General features: G+C 67.9%; 22 protein-coding genes and 1 tRNA gene. 11 read left to right on the plus strand and 12 right to left on the minus strand.

Annotation, left to right across the window (positions count from 1 at the left end; all coding sequences use genetic code 11):
* Positions 1–30: 30 nt before the first annotated feature.
* The 4 genes from OG738_RS09660 to OG738_RS09675 form a co-directional block, all read right to left on the minus strand.
* Positions 31–882 (minus strand): HpcH/HpaI aldolase/citrate lyase family protein, encoded by an 852-nt coding sequence (locus tag OG738_RS09660; RefSeq protein ID WP_329052971.1) that lies wholly within the window; start codon positions 880–882, stop codon positions 31–33.
* 73 nt (positions 883–955) lie between these two features.
* Complete coding sequence (locus tag OG738_RS09665) at positions 956–2,191, minus strand: CaiB/BaiF CoA transferase family protein (protein ID WP_329052972.1); 1,236 nt, start codon at positions 2,189–2,191, stop codon at positions 956–958.
* Positions 2,188–2,784 (minus strand): MaoC family dehydratase, encoded by a 597-nt coding sequence (locus tag OG738_RS09670; RefSeq protein ID WP_442875878.1) that lies wholly within the window; start codon positions 2,782–2,784, stop codon positions 2,188–2,190. Before OG738_RS09670 ends, OG738_RS09665 begins: the two co-directional genes overlap by 4 nt.
* Before the next feature lie 183 nt (positions 2,785–2,967).
* Complete coding sequence (locus tag OG738_RS09675; protein WP_329052974.1) at positions 2,968–3,678, minus strand: FadR/GntR family transcriptional regulator; 711 nt, start codon at positions 3,676–3,678, stop codon at positions 2,968–2,970.
* 454 nt (positions 3,679–4,132) lie between these two features.
* On the opposite strand from OG738_RS09675, the gene OG738_RS09680 reads away from it, so the two are divergent.
* The 3 genes from OG738_RS09680 to OG738_RS44635 all read left to right on the plus strand — a co-directional run bounded on the left by OG738_RS09680 (position 4,133) and on the right by OG738_RS44635 (position 6,357).
* Positions 4,133–4,432 carry a hypothetical protein gene (locus OG738_RS09680; RefSeq protein WP_329052975.1) on the plus strand — a complete coding sequence of 100 codons (300 nt, stop codon included), beginning with the start codon at positions 4,133–4,135 and terminating at the stop codon, positions 4,430–4,432.
* A 152-nt stretch (positions 4,433–4,584) separates the two neighbouring features.
* Complete coding sequence (locus tag OG738_RS09685; RefSeq protein WP_329052977.1) at positions 4,585–4,971, plus strand: hypothetical protein; 387 nt, start codon at positions 4,585–4,587, stop codon at positions 4,969–4,971.
* 1,119 nt (positions 4,972–6,090) lie between these two features.
* On the plus strand, positions 6,091–6,357 hold the full coding sequence (locus tag OG738_RS44635; protein WP_442875879.1) for a transposase: 267 nt from the start codon (positions 6,091–6,093) through the stop codon (positions 6,355–6,357).
* A 102-nt stretch (positions 6,358–6,459) separates the two neighbouring features.
* On the opposite strand, the gene OG738_RS09690 is transcribed toward OG738_RS44635, so the two are convergent.
* Both OG738_RS09690 and OG738_RS09695 read right to left on the minus strand, forming a co-directional pair.
* Positions 6,460–6,720 carry a hypothetical protein gene (locus tag OG738_RS09690; RefSeq protein WP_329052979.1) on the minus strand — a complete coding sequence of 87 codons (261 nt, stop codon included), beginning with the start codon at positions 6,718–6,720 and terminating at the stop codon, positions 6,460–6,462.
* An 825-nt stretch (positions 6,721–7,545) separates the two neighbouring features.
* Positions 7,546–7,800, minus strand: a complete 255-nt coding sequence (locus OG738_RS09695) for a hypothetical protein (RefSeq protein ID WP_329052980.1) — start codon at positions 7,798–7,800, stop codon at positions 7,546–7,548.
* A 140-nt stretch (positions 7,801–7,940) separates the two neighbouring features.
* Between OG738_RS09695 and OG738_RS44640 the strand changes: the two genes are divergently transcribed.
* On the plus strand, positions 7,941–8,600 hold the full coding sequence (locus OG738_RS44640; protein ID WP_442875880.1) for a DUF4232 domain-containing protein: 660 nt from the start codon (positions 7,941–7,943) through the stop codon (positions 8,598–8,600).
* A gap of 554 nt (positions 8,601–9,154) precedes the next feature.
* On the opposite strand, the gene OG738_RS09700 is transcribed toward OG738_RS44640, so the two are convergent.
* From OG738_RS09700 to OG738_RS09710, 3 genes are all read right to left on the minus strand, one after another.
* Complete coding sequence (locus OG738_RS09700; RefSeq protein ID WP_329052981.1) at positions 9,155–9,562, minus strand: hypothetical protein; 408 nt, start codon at positions 9,560–9,562, stop codon at positions 9,155–9,157.
* Positions 9,563–9,661: 99 nt separating this feature from the next.
* Positions 9,662–9,856, minus strand: a complete 195-nt coding sequence (locus tag OG738_RS09705; RefSeq protein WP_329052983.1) for a hypothetical protein — start codon at positions 9,854–9,856, stop codon at positions 9,662–9,664.
* A 2,493-nt stretch (positions 9,857–12,349) separates the two neighbouring features.
* Complete coding sequence (locus OG738_RS09710; RefSeq protein WP_442875857.1) at positions 12,350–13,633, minus strand: ISL3 family transposase; 1,284 nt, start codon at positions 13,631–13,633, stop codon at positions 12,350–12,352.
* Between the two features lie 154 nt (positions 13,634–13,787).
* Here OG738_RS09710 and OG738_RS09715 point away from each other — a divergent pair, with 154 nt between their 5' ends.
* The 3 genes from OG738_RS09715 to OG738_RS09725 all read left to right on the plus strand — a co-directional run bounded on the left by OG738_RS09715 (position 13,788) and on the right by OG738_RS09725 (position 17,147).
* On the plus strand, positions 13,788–15,089 hold the full coding sequence (locus OG738_RS09715; RefSeq protein ID WP_329052984.1) for a PP2C family protein-serine/threonine phosphatase: 1,302 nt from the start codon (positions 13,788–13,790) through the stop codon (positions 15,087–15,089).
* A complete protein-coding gene (locus tag OG738_RS09720) occupies positions 15,086–15,451 on the plus strand; it encodes an STAS domain-containing protein (protein WP_329052986.1) in 366 nt (121 codons plus the stop codon). The genes OG738_RS09715 and OG738_RS09720 overlap by 4 nt, the downstream gene beginning before the upstream one ends.
* A gap of 592 nt (positions 15,452–16,043) precedes the next feature.
* Positions 16,044–17,147: a tyrosine-type recombinase/integrase gene (locus OG738_RS09725; RefSeq protein WP_329052988.1), complete on the plus strand. Its 1,104-nt coding sequence runs from the start codon at positions 16,044–16,046 to the stop codon at positions 17,145–17,147.
* A gap of 216 nt (positions 17,148–17,363) precedes the next feature.
* Here OG738_RS09725 and OG738_RS09730 read toward each other — a convergent pair.
* A tRNA-Lys gene (locus OG738_RS09730) sits at positions 17,364–17,436 on the minus strand.
* A gap of 111 nt (positions 17,437–17,547) precedes the next feature.
* On the opposite strand from OG738_RS09730, the gene OG738_RS09735 reads away from it, so the two are divergent.
* Positions 17,548–18,084 (plus strand): AAA family ATPase, encoded by a 537-nt coding sequence (locus tag OG738_RS09735; protein ID WP_329052989.1) that lies wholly within the window; start codon positions 17,548–17,550, stop codon positions 18,082–18,084.
* A 16-nt stretch (positions 18,085–18,100) separates the two neighbouring features.
* Here OG738_RS09735 and OG738_RS09740 read toward each other — a convergent pair whose 3' ends face one another.
* Positions 18,101–18,946: a hypothetical protein gene (locus OG738_RS09740; RefSeq protein WP_329052992.1), complete on the minus strand. Its 846-nt coding sequence runs from the start codon at positions 18,944–18,946 to the stop codon at positions 18,101–18,103.
* Positions 18,947–19,156: 210 nt separating this feature from the next.
* Between OG738_RS09740 and OG738_RS09745 the strand changes: the two genes are divergently transcribed.
* Positions 19,157–19,699, plus strand: a complete 543-nt coding sequence (locus OG738_RS09745) for a DinB family protein (RefSeq protein WP_329052993.1) — start codon at positions 19,157–19,159, stop codon at positions 19,697–19,699.
* A gap of 4 nt (positions 19,700–19,703) precedes the next feature.
* Here the strand turns inward: OG738_RS09745 and OG738_RS09750 are convergent, their stop codons facing one another.
* Positions 19,704–20,345, minus strand: a complete 642-nt coding sequence (locus OG738_RS09750) for a TMEM175 family protein (RefSeq protein WP_329052995.1) — start codon at positions 20,343–20,345, stop codon at positions 19,704–19,706.
* A 68-nt stretch (positions 20,346–20,413) separates the two neighbouring features.
* Here OG738_RS09750 and OG738_RS09755 point away from each other — a divergent pair, with 68 nt between their 5' ends.
* Together OG738_RS09755 and OG738_RS09760 are read left to right on the plus strand one after the other, a co-directional pair.
* Positions 20,414–21,874 carry a class-II fumarase/aspartase family protein gene (locus tag OG738_RS09755; RefSeq protein ID WP_329052997.1) on the plus strand — a complete coding sequence of 487 codons (1,461 nt, stop codon included), beginning with the start codon at positions 20,414–20,416 and terminating at the stop codon, positions 21,872–21,874.
* 118 nt (positions 21,875–21,992) lie between these two features.
* On the plus strand, positions 21,993–22,988 hold the full coding sequence (locus OG738_RS09760) for an SCO0930 family lipoprotein (RefSeq protein WP_329053000.1): 996 nt from the start codon (positions 21,993–21,995) through the stop codon (positions 22,986–22,988).
* Positions 22,989–23,003 lie beyond the last annotated feature (15 nt).

Here is a 23,003-nt window from a genome sequence, read left to right on the forward strand (position 1 = left end):
AGCGGTGGGACTGAGCCGGGGCATGGTCGGTTACGCGGGGTGCATAATGTCCGCGGGCGCAGGCGCCGCGTCGGCGAGCAGCCGCTGGGCACGCTCGAGGATGGGCTGATCGACCATGCCGCCGGCGACCACGGTGGCCGAGTCCCCTGCACCGTCGAGCACTGCCCGTGCCCACTGGATTTCCTCAGATGTGGGCGCGAGTTCCCGGTGGATCGCGTCGATCTGGCGGGGGTGAATGCACAGCCGCCCGGTGTAGCCCAGCTCGCGCGCGTGGCGAGTGTCAGCAACGAGTACGGCGTCATTGTCGAGGGCCGTCGTGACACCATCCAATGGAGAGGCAATGCCGGCCGCTGCGGAAGCGAGCACGACGGCGCAGCGGGCCGCTGCGAGCGCGGCGTGGCTGGTGTGGGCGACGCCGAGCTCCGCGGCGAGATCACCGTTGCCAAAGGCCAGCCGGGCCACACCGGGAGCGGCTGCGATTGCGGTGGCGTTCACAATGCCTTGTGCCGTCTCGAGAATGGGCACGATCCAGGACCCGGGGGCCAGCCGGCTCCACAGGTCGTCGATGTCGTCGCGGCTTGTCGCTTTGGGGAGCAGGACGGTCGTGGGACCGCCCAGTGACGCCACGTCATCGCCATACCACCGGGTGGTGCGACTGTTCACTCGAACGAAGCCGGGGCCGCCCTGATCACGCCACTGCCGTACATTCCGGCGTGCGACGAGCTTGTCCTCGCCTGCGACAGCGTCTTCCAGGTCGAGCACGATCGCGTCGGCGCCGGCGGCCGCGGCTTTGCCGAACCGATCGGGCCGGTGACCGGGCACGAACAGGATCGTGCGCGCAGTGACCACCGCCGTCGGCGGTCTTGGGTCGGTGGTAGTCATTGCTGCGGTGTCCTTCCTGGCACGGCGAGCCTCTCGGTGGTTCGAGGAGTGGAGGTTCGCTCCGGCGGATGGGTTATGACGGTCGCGCGACTGCAGCGTCCCCGGCGGGGGCTGGGGAGCCGAATGCCCCGGCGGCACGCAGTCCGGCCAGTGTGGACTCGCCGTAGCCGAGCAGCTCGTGCAGCACCGTCGCGGTGTGTTCGCCCCGTTCGGGAGCGCGATCGTGATCCTGTCGTGGCGTTCCCACCCGGACCGGGGTGTTGACGTGCGCGACTTTCCCGAACTTGGGATGGGACGTCGAGATGATCATGTCGCGAGCCTGGGTGTGGTCGTCGGATAGGGCTTGCTCGACGGTGTTGATCGGCCCGCAGGGCACGGCTGCGGCGCGCAGGTCCGCTAGCCAGTCTGCCACGGGCCGGGTGCGGAATTCCTTGTCCAGGATCGGTTCCAGTTCGTCGCGATTCGCGAGCCGGTCGGCGAAGGTCACGAACCGCGGGTCGGTGGCCAGATCGGGACGCTCGAGCACCCGCGTGAGCCGCTGCCAGAACTTCTCCTTCGCGCAGCCCGCGACCAGCCATCCATCGGACGCGGGAAAGACTTGGAAGGGCACCAAGGACGGGTGTGCGGACCGGCGGGTCCGGGTCGGTTCGAATCCCTCGTTGAGATGCCAGGTTGCCAGGTAAGTGAGCATGCTGATCGCGGTGTCGAACAGGCTGACGTCGCAGTCCATGCCGGTACCGGTGCGGCGCGCGGCATGTACACCAGCCAGCAGCGACAGCCCGGCCGCGTAGCCGCCGGAGAAGTCCACCAGCGACAGCCCGGTCTTCGCTGGCGGGGAGCCCGGTTCCCCAGTCAAGGTCATCCACCCGGCGTGGCCCTGCAACACGTAGTCATAGCCGGGCTCGCTGGCCCGCGGTCCGGTCATCCCGAACCCGGACAGCGAGCAGCACACGATCGCCGGATTGAGGTGCTTGAGGTCGTCATAGCGGATGCGTAATCGAGCCGGGACGTCGCCACGCAGGTTCGAGTAGACCGCGTCGGCGTGGCGAACCAGTTCCTCGAAGACCTGTCGGCCATGTTCGTTCCGCAGGTCCAAGCTGATGCTGTGCTTGTTGCGGTTGAACGACTGGTAGAACAGCGAGTCCTCGCCCTCCGCGTAGGGCGGCACGTACCGGGCCACGTCGCCGCCCGTGGCGGGGTCCTCGATCTTGATGACTTCGGCCCCGAGGTCGGCCAGCAGCAGGGAGCCGAACGGGCCGGCACCGTACTGTTCGACCGCGAGGATGCGGACATCATCCAGCGGTCTCATACCGGGCTCGCCTCCCGCGCGTCGAACGGCTGCTTAGCGGCCGGGAACATCGTGGTGGTCTTTTGCCCCTCCTTGTAGACCAGGAAGGTGCGGGTGTAGGAAAGCACTTCGTCTCCGTTTTGGTTCAGGCCACGGGTTTTCACGTGCACCAGTCCCGCGTGCGAGCGACTCTTGGACTCACGTTTGCTCAGCACCTGGGTCTCCGACCACAGTGTGTCCCCGGCGAAGACGGGATGGGTGAGCTTGATGTTTTCCCAGCCCAAGTTGGCGATGGCGTTGAAGCTGGTGTCGATCACGCTTTGCCCTGCGACGATGGCCAGGGAGAGGGTGGAATTCACCAAACAGCGCCCGAACTCGCTCGCCCGGCCGACCTCGGTGTTGAAGTGGGGCTCGGCGGTATTCATCGTCAACAGAGTGAACCAGGTGTTGTCGACCTCGGTGACCGTACGACCCAAGGGATGCTGATACACGTCGCCGACTTCGAAATCCTCGTAAAACCGACCCTGCCATCCCGGCTTAATAGTCACTCTTCCCTCCAGCAATGCAGTCTTATCTGATCTGAAACCGCGGATACGAAAGACCTCGACCGGCACTCACGCAGTATTGACTCACCTGTACTCGGAAAGCGCGAAGAATGTGCCGTACGCTCCGGACTCAGACAGCCAGTTCGTGACTCGGGTTCGTTGTTCACGGTGGCCGCGGCTGCGGCCCAGTGATGTAACCGGCCGTTGTCGAGACAGTAAACGTCCAATAGTTTGGTGTCAACATCGGACCGATCACGATTCGGCCATGTCCTGGTAGTACTGCTGACGGGCGGCTCGCAGGTGTGCACGCATGGCCTCCCGGGCACCGGCTTGGTCGTGTCGCTCAAGGCAGTCCACAATCTCGCGATGGTCACGGTCGACGTCCAACCAAACTCGCTGCGGAGCTCGATCGCGCAGGAAACGTTCTTCTAGAACCTGGAACACGGGGCTGGCGACGATCGGCAGCAGCGGGTTGTGCGTGGCCCGGAGGATGGCCAGATGAAAGCCACCGGTGCAGCCGAAGACACGGTCCGGGTCCACGTGGTACGGATCAAACAGCGTTGCGCGCAGGGCGGCCAGTTCCTCCTCCGTGCGCTGCAGCGCCGCGATCTCGGCCGCGGGTATCTCCAGGATTTCCCGTATCTGCACCAGATTCGCCACGGACACCTCGGTGCCGGCCATGAGCGACAGCGCAAGGCGCAGCGAACCGCTGATCTTCTCGGCAGACGGGCGTGTCACGAACGTCCCGCCCCGCTTGCCTACCTTGATCTCCAGCAGCCCCTGGCCGGCCAGGGCGCGCAGAGCTTCCCGAACGGTGTTGCGGCCAACTCCGTATTGCGCGGACAGCTCCGCCTCCGACGGCAGCCGCTCGCCGATATGCAAGTTGCCATTCTCAATTTGTGCTCGAACGTCATGTTCGATGCGCCGCCCAGGCGTCACTGTGGGGGTATCACCGATTGCCATGCGTGATGTTCTCCTTGGGCTGCTTGTTGACACTGTGATCCAGCTCGCCTACTTTACCTCAAAACGTCCAATGGTTGAGGTTCAGGCAGGCCTGTGGATCTTCCATCCGTCGCGGCTCCGGTTCGAGGCTGCTCCACTGGCGACCGAGGGTGGACACCCCATGTTCTCCGTGGGGCGCTCGCGTAGCCGTACGCTCTTCCGGCATCGGATGCGATGTCGTCGGAAGCGCAAATACTGCGAGGAATATGAAAGTCTTCAGTGAGGTGCTGGCAGTTCTGCCGTCAGCACGGTGTGGCAAAGCCATCGCCACAGAGAGGACGGACGACGTCGAGCATCTTCACCGAGTTGGGGACCGACCGGCGGGAAGCGTTCTGGGCCGCCGGCGCCGCCGCCCGCACCCGCCGGGCACTTACCCGGGATCGCGGTCGGGCTCGACGCGCCGGCACTGCCCGGCATGTCCGCGGTCGAGCTGGCCACCGCGGACCTGTGGGCCACCGGCATCACCCCCGGCGTGCACCCGATCCAGTTCCTGCGCGCACACCTCGACCAGATCGGCGCCATTCCCGCCGCTGGGCTGCTCGATGTGCCCGGCGGCACCCGCGTCCTTGTCGGCGGCGCCGTCACCCACAAACTGCGCCCCGCCACCGCGGGCGGGATCACCTTCCTCAACCTCGAGGACGAGACCGGCATGGCCAACGTCATCGTCAGCGTCGCCCTGTGGGTCCTTGCCGCACCCAGCCGTGACTTCCGCTGACCCGCCGGGCGCCGGCGGCTGGCGGCCCCGCGATCTCGACGTCCCGATCCGGCCCGGAACCACACCGGGGAGCCGGTGCCCATGGGGGCACGAGCTTGCCGTCGGCGGGGTCCGGCACAGCTGGAACCAGGACTACGGCACCGCCGAGTACTGTGCGAGGCCTGCCCGGCCTGCCCGGCCGGGGCGGCCGCCGGGCCCTGCTCGACGTGGCACTCACCCACCAGGTCCCCGAGGACCAGGTCGAGGAGAACCGGTTGCAGCTGGTCGTCATCCCGCCGCCGGTCCGTCATGGCGCCGGAACCATCCGGCTGCCGCTCGGCTCCACGATCTTCGGCCAGGTCGAGATCACCCTCTGCGAACTCGACCGCCGCGCGGTCCTGCTCCACCTCGAGGTCGAGCTGAAACATCGGCGCCGACCCCTCGCCATCGCGTTCTGGGCACGCGTCGGTGTGCCCGGCCCCGCCCCGGCCTGGGCGTGCAGCCACCAAATCCAGGCCGGAGCCGTGCCAGAGAACGCACGATGGACTCGCTGGTGGTGACCACGAACCTCGCGCAGAACTCCGCTCCGTGGGCTGCTGTCCGTCGGATCGAGGGTCTCGAGGACCCGGCGCCGTCCCAGCTGGTGTCACCGACGTGGCTCTGGGGTCGCGCCACGCTGGTCAGCGGCGGAATCCGCGCTCCGGGTCGCGGGTGGGGACGTTGCCGAACTCCCGAACCAGTTCTCGGCGTCGTCGTATGACAGCGGCCCCGGGTGCCAGAGCAGGCCCTCGTAGTCCTTGTCCTGAAACAAGAGGTCCTGCAGGGTGAGCCAGTGGAAGTCGAACCGGCAGCCAGATCGGCGGCCAGGTCGTCGAAGGCCCGCGCGTAGCGGCGCAAGAACCACGGGTCACGGTCGGCCACGCACGGCGGGACGATGTCGCCCGCGTCCGCCGCCGGTCCGCCTCCGGCCAGCGGAGTTTGCTCGGCGATGTCGTAGACCTCGTCGGCCAGCCTGCCCAGCGCGGCGTCCAACGCGGCGGCGGTGCGCGGAGTGATCGCCACCGGCAGGCACACCTCGCAGTCGAAGTCGCGGCAGCGGGGGCAGTCCGCGCAGTCGTCGCGGCAGATCCCGCACACCTCGCATCGGCCAGGGCAGTTCGTCGTCGTGAACAAGGCCGGCCCGGGCTCGCACAAGCCCGGCAGCGCCGCAGTGACCCGCAAATGCTCCTGGGCGGTTCCGGTGGCCGCCAGGAGCGGCAGGACCGCGGACACCGCGGCACGCACGTCATCGGGCACGTCGGCGAGCACGGCATCGAGCACGGCATCGAGCCGGCGGGCGGCGGTCTCGCGGTGCTGCAGGCTCCCGTTGAGCGCGTCCGCGAGCACAGCGGCCGTCGGGCCCTCGGGGCAGCTCGGCGAACAGCTCGGCCACGGCCCCGTCCTCGCCGACGCGAATGCCCAACACCCGGTGCCCGGCGTCGGCGTGCTCAGGCACAAACCCCAGGTACGTCGTCTCAGCGGCCATCGATGAACCTTCGCCCACGTAACGTTCCGGTGCGCGCCCAGTATCACACGCGCGCTGAGCTTCCCCCCGGTTCGCCGGACACGGTGGCGTTGCCCCCAGCTGACGGACTCTGGTTGGTGGAGTCGATGGTGCTTCATCTGGAAGGCTGTCGATCATGCCGAAGGCTTATCCCGCCGAGTTCTGGGCTCGGGCGGTCGCGCTGGTCCGGGCTGGCAAGTCCGTCCGGGAGACCGCTCACCAGCTGGATATCAGCGAATCGTGCCTGCACAGCTGGCTCAAGCAGGACCGTATCGATCGTGGTGAACGTCCCGGGCTGAGCAGTCGTGAGCACTCGGATCTCGTAGCGGCCAAGCGACGGATCCGGCAGCTGGAAACCGAGTTGGAGATCTGCGCGAGGCCTCGACGATCTACGAGGAGCTGAAGGGCGACCCAAAAGGGCGTTCCCGGTAGTCGCCCGCCTCGCCGAGCAGGGACTACCGGTCAAGTTGGCCTGCCGGCTGCTTCAGGTCAGCCATTCCGGGTTCTACGAGTGGCGATCCCGGCCAGGGTGCGCGGTGGCGTCGTGGCCGGAGGGCACCCGCGCGGGCCGATCCTGGTCGGCCGGTCGGTATCTCGGGCTGTCGGCGTGCAGCCGGGACCGGGTAGCTGGGCTGGCGGTTTCGCTGACGTACTGCGCGAACTCGGCCAGCGTCTCGGTCGGGTAGGTCCGGCCGGGCCCGTAGCCCGGGCCCCAGCAGTCTTCGTCGGGCAGGAGGTGAACGTCGAGAGCTGGTGTCGTGGTCATGCCTTCAGCAGACCGGGAACCGGTCACCGCGGGGAGGGGTTCCTGCTGCACGACCTGGTTGGAAACTACTTGCCCAGCTACATCGTGGGCACGCGGCGGTCATCCCAGGCGAACACGCCGTTCCCCTTTGCCCAGCTGAGTCCGTGTATCCCGACGCGGGCCAGGATTCCTGGCGTGCCCGCGGCGTCTTGGCGGGGCCGGTGAAACCGCGTGACCCGCCAGGTTCCCCGCGTCTTGTCCCGGCAGTACTGCCAGGCCGAGACACCGCACTTGGAGCAGGGCACACCGGCGCACGCGTTCCACGCCCGGCGTAGTGCGGCGTCGATGACGGCCGGCTCGCGTGTTGCTTTCGTCGTCGGATCGAGGTGGAAGTACTCCATCACTGGCACATCCTGTGGTTGATCAATCGGTGGCGGGCAGCGCGGGACCGAGGTACTCGACGCGGTAGCGGAAGCCCGCGCGGCCCCGGCGTCGCTCATCAAGTTGGTGTCAGGGACACGTCGACGGTGATGGTGCCCGCGTCGTCGGTACGGTAACGGGCGCGACCGATAACTCCGGGCGACCATCGAGGCGGCGCTGCTGCAATTGTCACGAAGTTGTCCAGTTTCCGGCCTGGTGTCACGGAGAACCGGGTGGTTTCGCGGTTCTCACGGCGGGGATCTGTGTTCTGTTGCTCAGCCGGTGGTCTCGGTGACGATCATGCGGCTGGCGTCGACCGTGGTGGGGATGATGTCGAGCCGGCGTAGCTTGTCGGGGCACCAAGGCCGGGACGCTGCTCGACGTCAACGGGCGCAGATCCTGGTCGGCATGACCAACCGTGATCGTCTACCCCCGACCTGGCTCGCCCCCACGAGCGCCGTCCGGCTTCACCAGCGGCCATGCGTCCGGGTTGAGCAGCTTGGTCTCGGTGATCAGGTAGAGCGCCGCGTCGCCGTGCTGGGAATCGACGAACGCGGCCCGGTTGCCGGTCGGGCGCAGCCCGAGCTCAGTCAGCTGGGCGATGGTGCGCAGGAACGGCGGGGCCTGTCCGACGCGATAGCAAGGCAGTCCGATCGTGGACCAGTCGTAGGGGGTTCCCATCGGCGAACTCCTTCCGCGGCCGCGGCATACGGCCGACTGCTCGAGTACAGCGCGGACACCGCCCGGCCGCCGACACGACGCGCTGCCTCGCCGAAAATCCACTCGATTGCCGAGCCAGCGACTGCCGGGACTGGTTGGAGATGGTGGCCGTGGATCCCAGTGATCAGAGCCCGGCCGATCGTGGTCGGGTGCCCTGGCGCGTCACGTCGGCTGAGCTGGGTTCGGGTCCGCCGGTGAGTGAGCTTGCTGTCCGATCACCGCGATGGCAGGAGGGGGCGCGGGTTCCTCCGTGCGGCTCGGGTGATCTTGCGGTGTCGGTCCGGTGGTTCCGGGCTGCGGGTGGTGGGCTGTGTGGCGAGGTTGTTGCGGAGAACGTCAGCGGGCGGGTCTGCCGGTTGGGCAGGAAGCCGGGACTGCAGCCGTTGGGGTTGGACGGGCAACCGCTTGGTGTGGGTCAGTGGGTCACGTTGGAGTTGCGTATTCCGCCTTTCGTGATCTTGGAGCCGGGTCAGCTGGCGTCGGCGTCGATCAGCTGGTCGGGGTGGAGCGGCAGGTCTGCCTCAGGGCGGATCGTCGTGTCGTGGGAGGGTGGCTCGGCGACGGTCGATGCTGCAGGGCCAATCGAGCCTGGGCCGCCGGAACGAGGGTCGCCGGCGGTCTTTCGTCGAGTTGGTTTACTCGTATTCACTGAGTCGATTGGTGGCGGGGATCAAGTCGTCTTTTGTCGTGGTTCACGTTGGTCCACAATGGACCAGGATTGCGGCCAGTGCGTCTCCGGTGGGGCTCCGTTGCCTGAGTAGTGCCTGACACTGTGCGACACTTGACGACACTGAAAGGCGGTGAATATGTCGGCTGACCTGCATTTATTGGCAGAAGCTGACACTCAGCGACACTCGCCGGCACTTTTAATCCGTAGGTTCTGGGTTCGAGCCCCAGGCGGCCCACCACCGATCATACGCTTGACCTGCGCTTTTGCCGATGCTGCGGGCGCCTTTGCTGCCGTGAATGGTAGCTGGGGGCTCCGTTGCGTCTCCGTTTTCACTGGCGTGCCGAACGACCCCCCGGGCTGACGCCCGCGAAGGCCGATAGGCCCTCGTCGCGGAGTCGGTGCCCGAAGTCGCGACCATGACATCGGCGCAGCTCGCACGCTGCGACACCGCCGCCCCCGCGTTCAGACTGCGGGCCGAAGCGTGGCAGGGCCGTCATCGCCGGCAGCATGCCGTCGCTGGGAGAGCTCCCATCAGACGGGGGCTGACGGCCGCGCCCGGGTCGCGGGGCCGATTCGTTGCCGTGCTCCGCAAAGGGCTCCCGCCGACGGTGTCGGCGGGAGCCCTCTCGTGGTGCGTTGGCTTGCCTACGCGGGCACGACGCTCAGCTTGCGGTGGGGCGTCGTGGTCGACGGCATTGCCGTGCTACACGCCGGGCACACCGGCGCGGTGTGCTCGGCCGCATCCGCGCCGGGACGGACGGGCAGCTCCGGACCGCCCTTCAGACGGACCCAGCGGGGCTTCCAGAAGGCCCGGATCTCCTGCTCGTCGATGCCGCACACGAGCAGGAACGTCTCCACGTTGGCCCACGTCGGCAGAAGCGTTCCGGCGAGGACCCGGCTGAAGGTGGAGACCGAGGTGTGGCGCTCGATGTTCTTCGCGCGCCTCGCGAGCTCACCCAGCGACGGGTCGCCGTCGTACAGTTTGACCGTCACGAGGTCGTCGAGGAACTGCGCGACCTCGCCCGGGTCCGGCTTCCACTTACGTTCTGACATGTGATCTCCCTGGTCAAGGGCTGGTTCGGGGGTCGGGGCCGCGGTGGGTGCCGCCTGGAAAGGCGGCACCCCCGCGACTTGTCTTCCTGACTGGTCGGGCTAGCCGGTCGGCGGGACGAACCCGCCGCCGTCTCCGCGACCGAGCCCGCGCCGGACGACTTCCGCTGCGACGAGCGCCACCGCGCCGGCTGAGCCGACGGCGACGGCCAGGTCGTAGTGGAAGACCATCGCTTCGGCGAGGAAGATCAGCATCGTCCCGAGTACGAGAACGACGCCAAGGAACCGACTGTTCACCAAGATCACCTCCCGTCCAAGTTCACCGTGCTCCGGATGTTCTTCACAGTGGGGCCTACGGCCGCCGTGCCACGGGCGACCATCCCACCTCTCTCCGTAATACAGGAGGAATCGCGCGGCGTGCAAACTACCCGGCTGTATTTTCCAAGACGCGAATCGTCGCAAGGAAATGCAACGATGTGGGACGAAAGGAAAACATGAAGGTTATTCCCTGACTAGCGCCCCCGGGGCCAGGTTGCCGACAGCCAGTAAAATGGAGCGGGCGTTCTAGTATCGATTAAACCTGTCGTTCTGATTCAACAAGGAGAAAAATGAAAGCCACCCTTTGGTTCGGCGGCGATCGAACAATAGTTAGGCTTTCCTGTCGCCCGGGTGGAATTTGACCACTGGCTCGATGTCAAATCGACACGCCGTACGTTGTCGTATTGAGATGCGACGTGGCGATGGGGCAGTCGTCGACTGTCCCCAACGGCGCGGCAAGGGACTGGCTTTCGAACGACTGCAGCGCAAGGTATCCGAGCATCATTCCGCCGCACGGCGGTGGGGCGGCGGGCGGCAAGGGGAAAGCCCCCATCGCTGGCAAACGAAGGGGGCTTTCTAATCCCGCACAAATCATCATCCGGAGCACGGATTTGAACTTGGACGGGAGACCTGTGGAGTTATGTCCAGGGATCGTGCCGAGTCGTCGACCTTCGGGAGGTGCTTTCTCGCTCACCGTACGTCTGTGGCCTCGGGTCCGCTGTGGACTTCACGCTGATTGCCCGTTAAGGCATTCACCGCGTCGCGGTAGCATCAGCGACTGATTGGCGACAGGGGCACAGTCAGTGCCCGAAAGGCGGCAAGCCGGCCATGAGAGTGCGCTGACCGCGCCGGCGTCTGCGGCCTTGCGCTTCGGGGCCGGGGCCGGGCCTCGAGCTCCGCCACTCGATGGCAGCGCCGAGACGACGTTACTCCGGTTCGACCTCGAATGCCCTCGGTTGGTCTGGTTGCGGCTGAGTCCGTGCGGCTGGGATTGGGTCGGATCTGGCTGTTCGGGGTGCGACCGAATCGGTGCGAATGCCGGACGCCAGCCGAAGCTGGTCCACCTCGGCGAGTCGTGGCGTCGCCCGCCAGCCACACCTGAGAGTGGAGAGCGTCCTCGCTGTGATTGCATGCGCCATCTTCTGCGCTGGGGGTCGGCCATGAGGCGATGGGCTCGGCGCCGGTGAAACCATCAAGGCGGTGATCAATGCTCGTCGCCGACAAACGACCCTTGCCATTCACTATTGCCGTCGACGGCAGTGGCCAACCATCTTTCACGCTCGAGACCGCATTCAATGTCAGACGTGTGACGGCGAGCTCGATCCGCAATCTGGCAAAGCCGTGAACCGCACGGAGCAATGAGGACGTTTTCCCTGCACCGACAGGGGAAGCAATCAGGGCGCGCCTGGCAGGCCAAGGAAGCCCGTGTGTCAGCTCCGGGAAACGAAGTTCGGGTTGTCCCTCCGGCCACTGGCTGTGGCGATCTAGTTTGGCCTCCAACCGTCGAGTCAGCCTGAGTACCTCCGAATACCGGAGATCACCTGCGGCTACAGCGATAGCGATTTTGAATGCCGCCAACCGCCACTGAGCTGCCGCAACCACCGTTGTCGGCCAGGTTTGCGGCTCAGGCGCGAACCTCGAGCTCGGCAATGCAGTGCTGAGCGCCCGATCCTGCTCCGTCCGGTAGCCCCGCCGACAGTTGTCAAGGTCGGGCACCAGGTGCTGGATGACACCGCTAGACGTCGCTAGCCGCGGAGCGGATTCGCGGGTCACGGCGATCATAGGGACGGTGGAGCGATCGTCCAGCAGGTCGAGGAGGTCTGGAAGGCGGACGGCGGACCCGACGCCGCCCAAACTGCAGACCACGACTCTCCGCTGGTGACGGACGTTCCAGTGGCGGTAGTTGAGGAAGACCCTGGTGATTGCCATGGTTCTCAGCCTCCTCAAGGAATCTGCCGCAGGCTATGGGGCGCCCTACTGGTTGTCCGTACGACGTCGATACTCCGGAATCGCAGCGCTCCTCGCAACCGCTACCAGCGAGTATTCGGACCTGCAACAGCATGCAACGAGATGCAACGTCGCGATGGCTTCCAGGCCGGCTCCTAGTGTGGGAATCTCCCCGCACTATCGCCACGCGGCTCGTCTAAGTCGCAAGGCACGCTGCTCGAACCTCTGCCTACCCACGATCCCATAACCGGTCCACGGTATACACCCACGTCGCCGAACTCGAATCGCTGACGCCTGCAGCGTAGGGGGCGACGTCCCGGCGACGACTGCGCTGGCCTGTTGCAACCGCCTGCTCTGCGCAGCGGACCTGGCCGTCCTTGCGGCGCACGGTGTCGCGAAGCAGGCCACGACTCGGTTCGCCGCCGAGCGGCCCACCGGGTGGGTGAATGCGATGTCGCCGAAGCGCCTGTTCCGTCGGCTGGGTGAGCCTCATCTCGAAGGGGCGCTAATTGTGGCTCTGTTGATCTATGCGTGGGTCCGGCCGGGTAGTTTGGGACGGTAGCCGCCGAGTGCGAGCAGGGCGAGTGAGATCAGGGCGTCCGGGTGTTTGAATCCGAAGGCCAGGCGGGTCAGCAACCGGATCTTGGTGTTGGTCGATTCGATCAGCGCGTTGGACAGGCCGTGATCGAGACTCGCGTGGATCGCCGGTAGCTCGGACCGGATAGTGCGGGCGAGCTTCACGAACTCGGGTATCCGGCAGCGTGCCGCCCAGGACAGCCACCGTTGCAGGACGTCTTTTCCGGCCTGGCCGGCGACGGCGAAGACGTGCCGGAGTCCTTCTTTGAGAAGGTAGGCCCGATAGAGCCGGGGGTCGGTCTTGGCGATCCAGGCCAATTTGTGACGTTGATGATCGGTGAGGTTCTCCGGGTTCTTCCACAACGCCCATCGCGCGCGTTTCATGCCTTGCGCGGCACCGGCCGATGCGGTGCGGCCGCGCCGGTCTTTGTGGCTGCCGCCAGGTTGGCGGCGTGCGGTGTTCCATACCTGGCGCCGGACCTGGTCCAGGGCGTCGGCGGCCCACTTGACCACGTGAAACGGATCGGCACAGCGGATCGCGTCTGGGCAGTACTGTTCGACAGTCCGGGCGATCCAGGCGGCCCCGTCCGCCGAGACGTGCGTGATCTGCGCGCATCGGCCGGCTCCGAGCAACTCGAAGAACGCCGCCAATGTCAGTTTATCGTTGCCCGCCGCCGCCCACACCAGCCGGCCGGTGTCGTGATCAACAACAATGGTGAGATATCGGTGGTTCTTCTTATAGCTGATCTCATCGATCCCGATTCTGCGCAACCCGGCCAGTCGATCCACTCTCGCGTCGATATCGGCCCGGACCCGGGCGATGATCGCCCCGACCGTCGGCCAGGCGATCCGCATCAACTGCCGGACCGTGGACCTCGACGTCGCGGTTGCCAGCCAGGCCACGGTGTCATCGAAGGCACGGGTATGCCCAGCGCCGTGCCGCGCCCAGGGCACCGCACTGACCACGACCCCGTGCTCACGACACCGCACCCGGGATGCGGCAGCTTCGACGAACGCCTGCACGGGTCCCAGGTCCAGCGCACGCCACCGACGCCGGCCCCGCCCAGCGTCATAACGAGGACAGCGCCGCGAGCACACCCCGCACCGGTCACGATCCCGCTGGCGGACTCGCACCGCGGCCACCAGCACCTGCTCGGTCTCGTCGAACTCGACCGACTCCACGACCGCCGTGTTCACACCCAGCAACTGACCCCATATCCTGACAGCGGGCACGTCGTTCTCCGTCTATCCAGTTTCTGTTCCTCGACAGCTCAGAAACCTAGACCCAGCAACGACGTGCCCCTCCGCTACCTGGGCAAACCCGCCCACACATAGATCAACAGAGCCAGAAAAATGGGGGTGGAGCACGATGGGCGGTGAAGTGGACATGGCTGCGGTGATCCCAGCGGAGGAGCCTGAGCGGCTGGCTGCGGTGCGCCGCTACGCGATCTTGGACACCCCGCCCGACGGGGCGTTCGACCGGGTCGCTGCTCTGGCAGCGCGAGTGCTGCACGTCCCGATCGCGACGGTGACGATCGTGGACGAGGACCGGATCTGGTTCAAGGCCCAGCAGGGCCTGCCCGAGGGCGTCCGGGAGATCGACCGGGACCCGGGCCTGTGTGCGTCCGCGATCCTCCAGGACCAGGCGTATACAGTCACCGACGCGCTGAAAGATCCCCGCACCTCCGCAAACCCGCTGGTCCACGGCCCGCTGGGGATTCGATTCTACGCCGCCGCCCCGATCACCACCGCGGATGGCTACCGCCTGGGCACCGTCAACATCCTCGACACCGTGCCCCGCGAGGCCACCGACGAGGACCTGGCGACGTTGAGCGACCTGGCCGCGATGGTCATGGACGAGCTGGAACTGCGGCTGTCGGCGATGCGCACCGTGCAGCTGGAACGCGAACTGCGCACGGTGGTGGAGAGCGAGCGCGAACACCTGGCCCACCTGGCCGGCACCCTGCAACGCTCCCTGCTGCCCCCCACCCTGCCTCACGTGGCCGGCCTCCAGGTCGCCGCCCACTACCAGGCCGCCTCCCGCGACCAGGTCGGTGGCGACTTCTACGACCTGTTCCCCCTGGACGACGGCCGGTGGGCGTTCTTCCTGGGCGACGTATGCGGCAAAGGCCCGGAAGCCGCCGCACTGACGTCCCTGGCCCGCTACGCGCTGCGTTCGGCCGCTATCTACGATCCTGCTCCGATCGCGGTCCTGACCAACCTCAACACCGTCCTGCAGCACGACCACAACAGCAGCCGCTTCTGCACCGCCCTGTTCGGCCTGCTCGCCCCGGACGGCGACGGCTTCTCCGTGACCCTGGCCGGCGGTGGCCACCCCCCGGCCATGGCCATTCGCACCCCGGGCACCGTCGAGGAAGTCCACCCCCAGGGCGGGCAACTGATCGGCATCCTGCCCAACGCGCACTTCGCCGCCGTCACTACCCGCCTGGACCCGGGACAGAGCCTGCTGCTCTACACCGACGGCCTCACCGAGGCTCGCACCCGCAGCGGCCACATGATCGGCGAAGTCGGTCTGGTCACCTTCCTGGCGGGTCTGCCCGCCATGACCGCCGGTGAGCTGATCACCGCGCTGACCGGGCTGATGACCGGTGCAGGCCCCGGCCCCACCGACGACACCGCCCTGCTCGCCCTGAGCGTCCCGCCCACCGCTCCCCAGGAGGTCCGGTGACCTCTTCCCTGACCACCACCATCCTGGCCACCGACCATCCCGACGTCCTGCACCTGGCCGTGGCCGGTGACCTGGACTACGACAGCGCACCAGCCCTGCGCACCACCCTGGGCGCGCTGCCGCTGGGCACCGGCACCGGCTTGATCATCGACCTATCCGCCCTGACCTTCTGCGACTCCAGCGGCCTCAGTACCCTGATCGCCGCCCACCAGCTCACCCGCACCACCGGCAGCGCCCTGGCCCTGGCCGCCGTCCCACCCCGCCTGCTCACCATGTTCCGCCTCACCGGCATGGAACCGCTCCTCCCCCTGTACCCGGCAATGGAAGACGCCCGCCGAGCGGTACAGGAAGCCCTGAGCTAATGCATCCTCCTCGAATAGGTCAAGGGAATGCTGCGGAACGCTGGCAAACCAGCACCGACGAAGCCCTCACGAGCCTGCTCGCCTACGCCGATTCCCATGACCTTCGGGTATACCAACTCGCCCGCCAGATCGCCGACGGCATGCTGGACACCAGCCTTGTACAACCCGCCCCCGACTCCACACCCCATTGGCCGCCTTCGTAGGAGACCGCGGATTTCCGTGGGAACGGGCCATGCGCGACAGCCGACACCGTCCCGCACAAGCTTGACCCCGACTGCCAGCCAACGACTGGAGTTCGCGCGGCACATACTGCACTTGACGTTGCCGATGCGAGTGGGTGATCCGGATGCGGTCGTCAGCAGGTGTGTACAAGCGATGCGGGTGCCGTGACAGTGCCGGACGACGTCTGGAAGGGCGGTGTCCCCGGCTGCCGACGCGAGGCCACGGCACCTGGTACTTCCGGATCGAGATGCCGCCCAGACCAGACGGCCGAAGACGACAGCTCCGCCGAGGAGGGTTCTGCTCGCAGCAGGCTGCGCGGCAAGCCCGCGACTACCTCCGCAATCCCAGCGGAACCGAACCGGCGCCGACAATGATCACCACAGCGCAGTGGCTGCAACTGTGGCTGGACACCCGGCTCGGACCGGGCAAGTCGACAATGCGCGGCTACCGCCAACACATCCACGGCTACCTCATCCCCTACCTCGGCGGACACCTGCTCAAGGAACTGACCAACGCACACGTCCAGGCGATGTTCACCGCGATCATCCGCACCCACGGCGCCGCAGGCCGACCGGTCTCCGCGGGGACGTTGCAGCGCATCCACGCCACCCTGCGCGCCGCGCTCAACGCCGCCGTCCGACGCGGGCTGATCGAGCACAACCCCGCCCGCGACGTCGAACTCCCCCGAGGGCGACGACCCCACGCCGTCGTCTGGACACCACCCCGCATCGCCCAATGGCGCGCCACCGGCGAACGCCCCCGCGTCGCCGTCTGGACCGCCGCCCAGACCGCCACCTTCCTACACGAAATCCGCGACCACCGGCTCTACCTGCTCTTCCACCTCGTCGCCCTTCTTGGGCTACGCCGCGGCGAAGTCATTGGACTGCGATGGAGCGACATCGATCTCAAGGCCGGCTACCTGACCGTGTCCCACCAGATCCGCCAGATCGGCGCCACCATCGAAGTCGGCAAACCCAAGAGCGAAGCCAGCAACCGCGTGATCGCCCTCGACCACACCACCATCACCCTGCTGCGCCGCCACCACGACACCTGCCGCGACCCACTGTTCGACGTCCCGGTCGGCTACCTGTTCCTCAACGCACTCGGTCGACCGATCCGTCCCGACGCACTGACCAGCCTCTTCCGCCTGTTGAACACTCGGTCTGGGCTGCCGCCGATCCGGCTGCACGACCTCCGCCACGGCGCCGCCAGCCTCTCCCTCGCCGCCGGCAACGACCTCAAAACCGTCCAAGACATGCTCGGCCACGCCAGCATCGTCCTCACCGCCGACACCTACACCAGCGTCCTACCCAGCCTGGCCCGCCAATCCGCCGAAGCCACCGCCCGCCTCGTCCTCGACGCCGCCCGCACCACCGCCACCCGCCTCCGCACACCACGCCGACGACACCGCACGGCCACTCGCCGACCCGTGACCGCTGGCAGACGAACCAGCCACGCCCCCATCGCCGCCTGAGAACCACGAAACCGAAGCACCTATCGAGCCGAGACAGAAAGGGCAAAACCAATGGCGGTGAAGTGCGCCCTCGACCGATCCACTCCCACACGCCGCGACATATTCGCTGGTCAGAGCACTACAAGAGCCCACCGCGAGCCCACCCAAGATCACAACACAGGCTCGCAAGATCGGCAACGCGAACATCCCCGCAGGTCAGCGGGGATGTCGATCAAGTGGGCCGCCTGGGGCTCGAACCCAGAACCTACGGATTAAAAGTCCGCAGCTCTACCAATTGAGCTAACGGCCCGCGCCCCAAGTTTAGCCAGGGGCCCGTCACCCACCCGCACACCGGGTCCGGCTGAGGTCGTCCTGAAGGTCAAGACTGGTTCTCCTCCGGCCCGCGCCGCATGATGCGTGCATGTCTGGTTCGCTGCTGATCCTCACCGGGCCGCCCGGGGCGGGGAAGTCCACCGTCGCCCGGCTCGTCACCGAAGACGCGCCGCGGGCGACCGTTCACCTGCACACCGACAGCTTCTACGTCTGGATCCGGACCGGGTTCGTGGTGCCGTACCTGCCCGAGGCCGCGCGGCAGAACGACGTCGTGCTCGGGGTGATCGCCGAGGCCGCCTGTGGGTATGCGCGCGGGGGCTACGACGTCGTCCTCGACGGCATCGTCGGGCCGTGGGCGCTCGAACCCTTCCGTGACGCCGCGAAGCGGGACGGTCTGGACCTCTTCTACGTCGTGCTGCGGCCGAGTCTCGAGGTCACCCTCGCCCGCGGGACCGCACGGGAGGGCCGGGAACTCACCGAGGTCGGACCCATCACGGGGATGCACGGCGCCTTCGTCGGCCTGGGCGATCTCGAGGAGCACGTCATCGACACCACGGACCAGACCATCGGGGAAACCGCCGACGCAGTACGGCGCCGAGCACGCTCGGCGCCGTACTTGCTCTGATGTGGACGGACAGCCGTCAGCAGGTCACGAACAGGCCGGTGTAGGCCGTGCACTTCTTCGACGCCGTGTCGTTGGCCGCGGCCGGGTCGGCCGGGGTGCTGGCGGCCCGCTGGACCGTCGCGGTGAACGCGCCCCACGCGAAGACGCCGCCCTCGGACGAGAACTTCGCCGTCGCCGACGCGCCCGCCGCCAGGGTGCCGATCGTGCAGCTCAGCGTCGCGCCCGAGCGGGTGCAGCCGGTCAGCGACGTGACCGTGCGGCCCGAGCCGGCGTTGGCCGTCACGCGGACGCCGGTCGCGGTGGCCGGGCCGCTGTTGGACACCGTGATCACGTAGTCGACGCGGGCGACCAGGCCGATGCGCGGGGTGGCGGTCAGCGCGATCTTGACGTCGGCCTTCGCGGCCGCCGTGATCGTGATGGCCGGGCCGTCTTCGACGCTGAACGCGTAGTTGTCGCCGGCGAACTGGTGCTGCAGCGTGAACTCGCCGGCGGCGACGTCTTCCTTCACGCGGAAGGTGAAGGTCACGGTGCGGCTCTCGCCGGCGCCGAGGTCGCCGACGCCGCCGCGGTAGCTGCTGAGGTACTGGTCGCAGCCGATCGTGCCGGCGCAGGAGACCAGGTCCACCAGCTCGGTGATCGGCTTTTCCTTGGTGTAGACCGCCGCCTTCGCGCCGGTGACGGTGAAGTCCGTCGGGTTGTACAGGTGCTCGGTGACGGTGAACGTGTCGCCGGCGTGGACCGACGTGTCGCTGACGTCGATCGAGCTGGGGGCCGGGGCCGCGGACGCGACGGCGGGGGCTGCGAAGAGGGCCGCTGCGGTCAGCGCGGCCAGCACGGCGGTTCTTCGACCGGTTCGCTCCATGGTCGTGATCTCCTGATTCCGGACGAGGGGTGCCGCTCCAACCAGGTGGGACGGGTGATCGCAGCAGCTGACGAAGATCAGATCGCCACACCCCGATATTCGTTACCTGCTTCGCGAAACCGTGTCTGAACTGGGGGTTTCTCGCCGTTGCCCTGTCACCGGTCACGTCGGCGAACCGAAATTGTCGGACCCCTGTGGCACGCTCCGCACATGACCGAACACACCACGCCGGTGGCCGCGCCGAGCCGCCTGACCGGCGACCGGATCGACCCGACGCCGGTCGCGGACGAGCGGCAGGCCCTGACCGAAAGCCTCGACTACTACCGGCGCACCTTCGAGCTGAAATGCGCCGGTCTGGACCCCGGCCGGCTGTCCGAACGTTCGGTACCACCGTCGACGCTGACGTTGCACGGCCTGCTGCGGCACCTCACCGGCGTCGAACGCTGGTGGTTCCGGATCCAGTTCGCGGGCGAGGACCTCCCGAACCTGTACTACTCCGACGACGACCCGGAGCAGGACTTCACCGCGCTGGACGGTGACGTCGGCGAGGCTTTTTCCTTGTGGCACAGCGAATGCGAGCGTTCCCGGGAGATCGTCGCGGCGAGCTCGCTGGAGCAGACGGGAACGCGGATCAGCACCGGCGAACCGTTCACGCTGCGCTGGCTGATGCTGCGCATGGTCGGCGAGTACGCGCGGCACATCGGTCAAGCCGACCTGATCCGCGAGCGGATCGACGGCGCCACCGGCGAATGACGGCTCAGGCTCGCGCCCCCGGGCGGCGAAGCCGGATGAGGAGGTTACCCACGAGCGGAATGACGATCCAGCACGCGTAGGCCCACTGCGTGAAGAAGGCCACCGGGATCGAGGCGGCGAAGGCGGCGATCATCGTGCCGAGCCCGCGGTAGAACTCGCCGAAGAGCTCCGGCGGGGTGTCCGCGCGGTAGAGGCGGTGACGCTGGATTTGCCGGGTCATCACGACGAACAGCGTGAGCGCGACGACCTGCACGAGCGCGTACAGGACGAAGCGGAACTCGAACCCACCGTCTTCGGCGAGCACCTTCGTGGCGAAGGGCATGAGCACCATCATCAGCAGCCAGCCGAAGGTGAGCCGCAAGAGCCCGGCGCGCACGGTGGTGACGTAGTGGAACAGGCGGTGGTGGGCGCGCCAGTGGCCGCCGAGCACGGCGAAGCTGATCAGGAAGGAGATGTATTCGGACCGATGATGCCCGAGTGAACGCAGCAGTTCGGCGCTGGTGGCGCCCTCCGGCAGCGGCAGCTCGAGCGCGAGCAGGGTGATCGCGATGGCGACCACGGCGTCCGAGAAGAAGGTAAGCCGCTCGGCGGCGAAACCCCGGGCCTCGGAAGCTGCGATGTCCTGGTCGGACGTGGCGCTACTCATGGCGGGTGAGCCTGCCAGACCCGGCTGTGGGAAGGCAGCCGAGGTCGGGTGCGTGCGATGCTGACGCCATGACCGTCGACCCCGATGCCGGACTCCTGTCCCCGGTCCGGGCCGGTACGCCGGCCGAAGCGTCGACCGGCGACGATGCCTGGTTGCGCGCGATGCTCGACGCCGAGGCGGCGCTCGCGAGAGCGCAGGCGCGGCTCGGGACGGTGCCGCCGGAGGCCGCGGCCGCGATCACCGAGGCCGCGGGCGGTGCGCGGATCGACATCGTCGAGCTGGCGCGGGGGTCGCGGGCGACGGCGAACCCGGTCGTCGGGCTGGTCAAGGCGCTGACGTCGGCCGTCGGCGCGATCGCGCCCGAGGCCGCCGAGTACGTGCACCGCGGCTCGACGAGCCAGGACGTCTTCGACACGGCGATGATGCTGGTCGCGGACCGGACGCTGCGCCCGCTCGCCGCGGACCTCGACGCGACGGCGGAGGCGCTGGCCGGGCTGGCGCGTGAGCACCGGGACACGACGATGGCCGGCCGGACGCTGACGGCGCACGCAGTGCCCACGACGTTCGGGCTCAAGGCCGCGGGCTGGCGGCAGCTGGTGCTGGACGCGGCAGTCCGGATCCGGCGCGTACTGGACGGCGGGCTGCCGGTCTCCCTGGGCGGCGCGGCCGGAACGCTGGCGGCGTACGTGGAGTACGCCCGCCTGGCCGACGCCGAGCAGGCTGGGCGCGCGACGCAGCCCGCGGACACTACCGGACCCGCCAGCCGGGGCAGCGCCGTCGACGACGGTTATGCGGAACGGCTCGTCGCCGCGTTCGCCGAGGAGACCGGGCTGGCCGTGCCAACCCTGCCGTGGCATTCGCTGCGTACGCCGGTCGTCGACCTCGCCGGTGCGCTCGCGTTCACCGCGGGGGCGCTCGGGAAGCTGGCCGTCGACGTCGCGACGCTCAGCCGGACCGAGCTCGGCGAGGTTGTCGAACCGGCCGCCGAGGGGCGCGGCGGCTCGTCGGCGATGCCGCACAAGCGGAACCCCGTGCTCGCGACGCTGATCCGGTCGGCCGCGCTGCAGGTGCCGGTGCTGGCCGCGGGGGTCACGCAGTCGATGCTGACCGAGGACGAACGGTCGGCCGGGGTCTGGCACGCCGAGTGGCAGCTGGTGCGCGAATGCCTCCGGCTGACCGGCGGGGCCGCGCACACGGCCGTCGAGCTGGCGCGCGGGCTCACCGCGCAGCCCGGGCGGATGCGGGCGAACGTGGCGTCGACGCACGGGCTGATCGTCTCCGAGCGGCTCTCCGCCGTGCTCGCGCCGCTGCTCGGCAAGGCGAAGGCCAAGGAGCTGCTGGGCGAGGCGTCCCAGCGAGCGGTGCGCGAAGACCGGCCGCTGCGTGACGTGCTGGACGAGCTGCCCGCGATCACCGAGGTCCTCACCCCGGCGGCGCTGGACGCCCTGCTCGACCCGGCCGCGTACACCGGGGCGGCGGCGACGCTGGTCGACCGGGCGCTGGGGCAAGACGGCACCGCACCTATCTGACCTGGGACGAGCGACCGGCGAAAATTCTTTGAACCGCCTCCGCCGGGGGTCCGTGTAGTGGGTATCAGGCAGCCGCACCGAGCGGCGGGAAAACCCAACGGACACAAGGAGAACTTCCATGCTTCGCACGCGCATCGCCGTCTCCGTCGCCGCGGCGGCAGCCGGGCTGGCAGTGCTCACCGCTTGCTCGGGTGCCGAAACTGCTCAGCCGGTCATCGCCCCCGCAGCAGCCGGTGGCGCCGGTGGCGGCCAGATCGCCAACGGGCAGGTCGGCAACGCCGCCCCCGCGTCGAACGAGTCGAAACTCGTCGTCGCGGACGTGGCGAACGTCGGGCAGGTGCTCACCGACCAGAACGGCATGACCCTCTACCGGTTCGACAAGGACACGGCCAAGCCGCCGAAGTCCAATTGCGACGGTGACTGCGCCAAGGCCTGGCCGCCGATGCTGGCCACCGGGGACGTGCAGGTGCAGGGGGTCGACAAGAGCCTCGTCGGGAAGGTGACGCGCTCCGACGGCACCGAGCAGATCACCGTCGGCGGGTGGGCGCTCTACCGCTACGCCAAGGACACCAAGGCCGGCGACGCGACCGGCCAGGGCGTCGGTGGCGCCTGGTACGCCGCCAACGCCAAGGGCGGGAAGGCCGGACAGGCCGCGAGCGAGGCCGGCGTCGTCAAGCTGAGCGCCAGCAACATCGACGGCCTCGGCGAGGCGATCGTCGACCAGAACGGCATGACGCTCTACCTCTTCACCAAGGACACCAAGAAGGCCAAGACCTCTTCCTGCAACGGCGACTGCGCCAAGACCTGGCCGCCGGTCCTCTCCAACGGCAAGGTCGAGCTGCAGGGCATCCAGTCGAAGCTGCTCGGCAGCATCAAGCGCGCGGACGGCACCGAGCAGGTCACCATCGGCGGCTGGCCGGTCTACACCTTCTCGAAGGACCTGAAGCCGGGCGACGCGAACGGCATGGGCGTCAACGGCACCTGGTTCGTCATCGAGCCCAACGGCTGCAAGATCGGCACCACCCCCAGCGCCACTGCCAGCCAGGCTCCGGCGGCCAACAGTGGTGCTGGGAGCAGCAACGACTCCTCCGGCTCGGGTGGCGCCACCTACTGAGCCACCCAGGACTTC

This window comes from Amycolatopsis sp. NBC_01488, assembly GCF_036227105.1.
Classification (GTDB): Bacteria; Actinomycetota; Actinomycetes; order Mycobacteriales; family Pseudonocardiaceae; genus Amycolatopsis.